The organism is Neptunomonas japonica DSM 18939 (assembly GCF_000422765.1).
Classification (GTDB): domain Bacteria; phylum Pseudomonadota; class Gammaproteobacteria; order Pseudomonadales; family Balneatricaceae; genus Neptunomonas; species Neptunomonas japonica.
In genome coordinates this window covers 1-4,669 of sequence record NZ_AUGR01000041.1, presented here as the reverse complement: position 1 = coordinate 4,669, position 4,669 = coordinate 1, and the positions used below count along the sequence as shown (strand labels likewise).

General features: G+C 43.8%; 5 protein-coding genes. 3 read left to right on the top strand and 2 right to left on the bottom strand.

What is annotated here, in order from left to right:
• On the top strand, window positions 1-489 hold a 489-nt coding region (locus G511_RS23305; protein WP_169565805.1), incomplete at its 5' end, for a 4Fe-4S dicluster domain-containing protein.
• A gap of 228 nt (window positions 490-717) precedes the next feature.
• Window positions 718-1,317, top strand: a complete 600-nt coding sequence (locus G511_RS0117690) for a MarC family protein (protein ID WP_028470826.1) — start codon at window positions 718-720, stop codon at window positions 1,315-1,317.
• 2 nt (window positions 1,318-1,319) lie between these two features.
• Here G511_RS0117690 and G511_RS0117685 read toward each other — a convergent pair whose 3' ends face one another.
• Complete coding sequence (locus G511_RS0117685) at window positions 1,320-2,513, bottom strand: MFS transporter (protein ID WP_028470825.1); 1,194 nt, start codon at window positions 2,511-2,513, stop codon at window positions 1,320-1,322.
• 160 nt (window positions 2,514-2,673) lie between these two features.
• Window positions 2,674-3,447: a ferredoxin--NADP reductase gene (locus G511_RS0117680; RefSeq protein WP_028470824.1), complete on the bottom strand. Its 774-nt coding sequence runs from the start codon at window positions 3,445-3,447 to the stop codon at window positions 2,674-2,676.
• Window positions 3,448-3,590: 143 nt separating this feature from the next.
• Between G511_RS0117680 and G511_RS0117675 the strand changes: the two genes are divergently transcribed.
• A complete protein-coding gene (locus tag G511_RS0117675) occupies window positions 3,591-4,484 on the top strand; it encodes a LysR family transcriptional regulator (RefSeq protein ID WP_028470823.1) in 894 nt (297 codons plus the stop codon).
• Window positions 4,485-4,669 lie beyond the last annotated feature (185 nt).

Genomic DNA, 4,669 nt, shown 5'->3' with positions numbered 1-4,669 from the left:
TTTGGCCCCGCTATGCATAAGTTTGGCCCTTACCTAGGTGGTGCGTTCAACTTTATTGATCAAAATATTTTCGGTGGTAAGTTGCCGATTACACTGCGTGATAATCATGAAGATTATGCACAAATGCGTCCAGCCAAAGAGTTCTCATCTATCGATTACCCTAAACCCGATGGTGTGTTGAGCTTTGATAAACTAACGTCAGTGTTTCTCTCCAATACCAACCATGAAGAGAATCAGACGTGTCACTTAGCACTCAAAGACAGCAGCGTACCGCTAGCGAAGAACCTGCCCTTGTATGGCGAGCCTGCGCAGCGTTATTGCCCAGCCGGCGTTTATGAAGTGGTTGAAGATGAGGCCGGTGAAACCAGTTTCCAGATCAACTCTCAGAACTGCGTGCACTGTAAAACTTGTGATATTAAAGACCCGTCTCAAAATATCACCTGGGTGACGCCTGAAGGCGGCGGCGGCCCTAATTATCCAAATATGTGATGCTGAATATGTAAGCTCAGATATGTCGGTAATACCTACAGAACTCTAGTCTTAGTTTTTATAAAGCACCTTCGGGTGCTTTTTTTATATAAGCTGAGAGGTTTGGATGTAGAGTTTGTCTATTTACTAGAACGCTGCGGCAATGGGTGATTTATCACCTGTGACGTATTACTATGCACTCATTATTTAGACCTTGGTCGAATTATTGTTTTTGTGTAGGAGTAATGTGTGGATATAGCTGTTTATCTAAATGCGATGATTGCGCTTTTTGTTATTATTGATCCGATTGGTGCGGCGCTTATTTTCCACTCGCTAGTCCCTGTCGACGATATGCGTCATCGTATCAAAATGGCGATAAAAGCAGCGGTAATCTCGTCAACGCTTTTAATACTGTTTGGTAACTTTGGTGAACCTTTGCTGCACAAGCTGGGAATCAGTATTGATGCGTTACGTATTTCTGGTGGGATTTTGTTGTTCTATACAGCCTTTCATATGATTACCAAAGATACAGAGCATACTAGTACCACCGAAAGAAAAGATATTGCGGTGTTTCCGATGTCTATTCCTATGTTGGCCGGACCTGGTTCTTTAACGCTAGCTATTCTCCTATTTTCAAAAGCATCTGATAACCAAGGTACGCTGTCTATCATTCTGGCTATTCTGACCATCAGTTTAGGTACATTGGTGATGATGATACTGTCCCGTTATGTGAAGAAAATCATTGGCCGAACAGGCGATGATATCTTGCGTCGCTTTCTTGGTGTGGTACTCGCTGCATTAGCAATACAGTTTATTCATGACGGTATTATCAATATGGTACAAGTCTGATCTCATGCTGACACTGGCTGAGTAATACGCGTTTCTGCGCCATCAACTGGGCTATCAGGAACTAGCTGAGCCAGTATTAGTGAGATACCTGCCATAGCGGCACCTGCATAGAAGACAATCGCTGGCGATATTAACCATAGTAAGCCAAAGCTAGCGGGTATAACGACAGCTGCAATATGATTGATAGTGAATGAGACGCCAGCCGTAGGTGCAATGTCTTCTGGTGATGCTATCTTCTGGAAATACGTTTTAATGGCAATTGCCATGGCAAAAAACAGATGGTCGATAATATACAGCGCTGCTCCCCAAAGGGCGCTGTCGACCAATGCATAAGCACTAAATACGCCGATTAATCCGATATATTCAAAAGTTAAGGCGCGTCTTTCTCCCCAGTGAGCAATCAGTTTGCCAATGAGGGGAGCTAGCACAATATTGATGGCCATATTAGCCAAAAACATGAGAGTAATTTCTGCGGCGCTGAAGTCGAATTTTTCTACCATCAAAAAGCCTGCAAAAACGACGAAAATTTGTCGTCGTGCCCCGCTCATAAACACTAACGCATAGTAAAGCCAATAACGTTGTTTTAAGAATAGCTTTTTACGCTGCTCTACTTTTTCTGGAAAGTGAGGAAAAAGGCTCCAAGCGGCCATTGCTAGTAGAAACGTAATGCCACCACCGACTAAGTAAACCCAGACCATGGATAAACCAAAGTACTCTAACCCGATATAGACAATGCCATAGGCTGTTAGCGCACAAGCAGAGCCCATTGCAATTAGCTTGCCCATTATTTTAGGGGCCTCTCCCTTTTCGAGCCATTGTAGTTGCAGTGATTGATTTACCGTTTCAAAGTAGTGGAAGCCAACAGACATAAGAACGGTTGTAAAACATAGGCCCATAAAACTCGGTAATAGACCAGTTAGTGCTGTGCCTAGGCCTAGCAAAGCTAGTGCAACAACCGCCAGTGTTTGTTCTTTGATGATCAGTAGTAAAAAGATAACGGCAAATGAGAGGAACCCAGGCACCTCGCGCACGCTTTGCAGGATGCCCATATCTGAGCCATCAAACTGTGCATACTCAATTGAGAAGTTGTTGATAAGCGCCATCCATGTACCCATGGAAAAAGGCATAGCAGCAGCCATGACAAACAGTAATACAGTTGGTTTTTTCCATCTCGGTTGGGGGTCTTGCGCATCCATAGATAATAGCCCTGCAGGTTCGTTTTATAACCTTAACGCTTTATACCTGAGGAGGGTAGTTGGATTATGGGAACAGCGGGAGCGTTAAATGCAACGAACCGCTATAAAAAACCAGTCAGCGGGGCTGACTGGTAAAAGGGGCAGCCAATCATGGTGCTGACTAGCTTTCTACAAATGCTCGCTCGATAACGTAATGACCTAAATCGTTACGGCGGTGTTCAGAAAATCCCATCTTATCTAGCAGCGTACAAGTATCTTTCAGCATACTAGGGCTCCCACAGATCATAAATCGATCTGTTTCTGGGTTGAGTGCAGGCAAACCAAGATCTTTGGATAGCTTTCCTGTCGCCATCAAGTCTGTCAGGCGTCCATTATTACGATATTTTTCACGTGTAACGGTAGGGTAGTACATCAGCTTTTCACTGATCAGCTCACCCAAGTATTCATTTTTTGGCAGTTCATTAACAATCATGTCTGCATAGGCAAGCTCAGACTTGAAGCGGACCCCGTGCGTTAGAATGACCTTATCGTAAGCTTCGTAGATTTCAGGGTCTTTGATAATGCTCATGAAAGGAGCAAGCCCTGTACCTGTACTGATGAGGTACAAATGCTTACCTGGCAGTAAGTGGTCGTTGATCAGTGTGCCTGTTGGCTTTTTACTGATCAAAATATTATCGCCTACTTTTATTTGTTGTAGCTTAGAGGTAAGAGGGCCGTCTTGTACTTTTATGCTAAAGAACTCTAGTTCTTCTTCGTGGTTGGCGCTAGCAATACTGTAGGCGCGCATAAGAGGGCGTCCTTCGTGTTCTAGGCCTATCATAGTGAAGTAACCATTCTTAAAACGAAAACCGGCATCACGGGTAGTTTTAAAGCTGAAAAGCGTGTCGTTCCAGTGGTGTACGCTGGTGACCTGTTCTTGACCGATAGATGACATGTACGTATCTCTCTATGTTTTAAGTACATTGTTGCTAAGCACTTTTTGTTCTAAGTGCGATTAAATATTGATGATAATGGTATAAGAGAGTAGTTTATCGGTAAAGCGGGATATTTATATATGTGTAATCGGAAATATCGATAATGAAGTATTCACTGCGTCAATTGGAAGTGTTCTTAGCGGTAGCTCACCACAGCAATATTACGCGCGCGGCGGCTAGCCTTTCCATGTCGCAGTCAGCCGCAAGCAGCGCATTAAGAGATCTAGAGGATCATTTTGATATACAGCTCTTTGATAGAGTCGGTAAGCGACTGCAGATCAATGAATTGGGCCGTTTGGTGCGCCCCCGCGTAGAATCGCTACTTGAGCGTGCCAGAAGTCTCGAAAATGAACTAAGGCAGCATCAAACGCCAGGCCATCTTAAGTTAGGCGCGACGCTTACTATCGGCAATTACCTAGCTGTTGAGTTAATGGCTACTTATATGTCTAACCATCCAGGTAGGAAAGTAACTTTAGATGTGGCGAACACTTCAGCGATCGTAGAAAAAGTAGCTAACTATGAATTAGATATTGGTTTAATTGAAGGTGAATCCAATGATGCTAATTTGGAGTTTATTCCCTGGCTTGAAGATGAGCTTGTAGTCTTTTGTTCTCCAGCGCATCCATTAGCACAGAAGTCGGTGTTATCTGATCAAGACTTGCAGAGTGCTGGTTGGATTTTGCGAGAGCAGGGATCTGGTACCCGCCAGACATTCGATTGGGCAATGCGTGGGTTGCTGCCCAGCCTTAATGTTTTGTTGGAGTTACAGCACACAGAAGCGATAAAGCGCTCAGTAAAAGCTGGCGTTGGGATATCTTGTCTATCGCGTATTACCTTACGAGAATCTTTTGAAAATAATAGCTTGGTTGAGCTAAATGTAGCGGGCCGAGATATGCATCGGCAGTTTTATCTGGTGTTGCATAAGCAAAAGTTTAGAAGTGCTGGTATTAGGTATTGGCTACAGATGTGTATGAATCGTAATCAATTCAGAGAGTAGCTGCTCAATAACTAATCAAAATAGAGAGAAAAACGGCTTTTTTTCAGTTTTATGTGAAAACATACAATAAGATGCTTGACACTTTTTCTCAACACTATAGAATCTGCGCCCATCCAAGAGGAGGGGTGGCTGAGTGGTCGAAAGCACCGGTCTTGAAAACCGACGAGTCGCGAGGCTCCCAGGGT

Coding starts and splice junctions, on each gene's coding strand:
- G511_RS0117675 (WP_028470823.1), top strand. CDS start 3,591: ATGAAGTATTCACTGCGTCAATTGGAAGTGTTCTTAGCGGTAGCTCAC.
- G511_RS0117680 (WP_028470824.1), bottom strand. CDS start 3,447: ATGTCATCTATCGGTCAAGAACAGGTCACCAGCGTACACCACTGGAAC.
- G511_RS0117685 (WP_028470825.1), bottom strand. CDS start 2,513: ATGGATGCGCAAGACCCCCAACCGAGATGGAAAAAACCAACTGTATTA.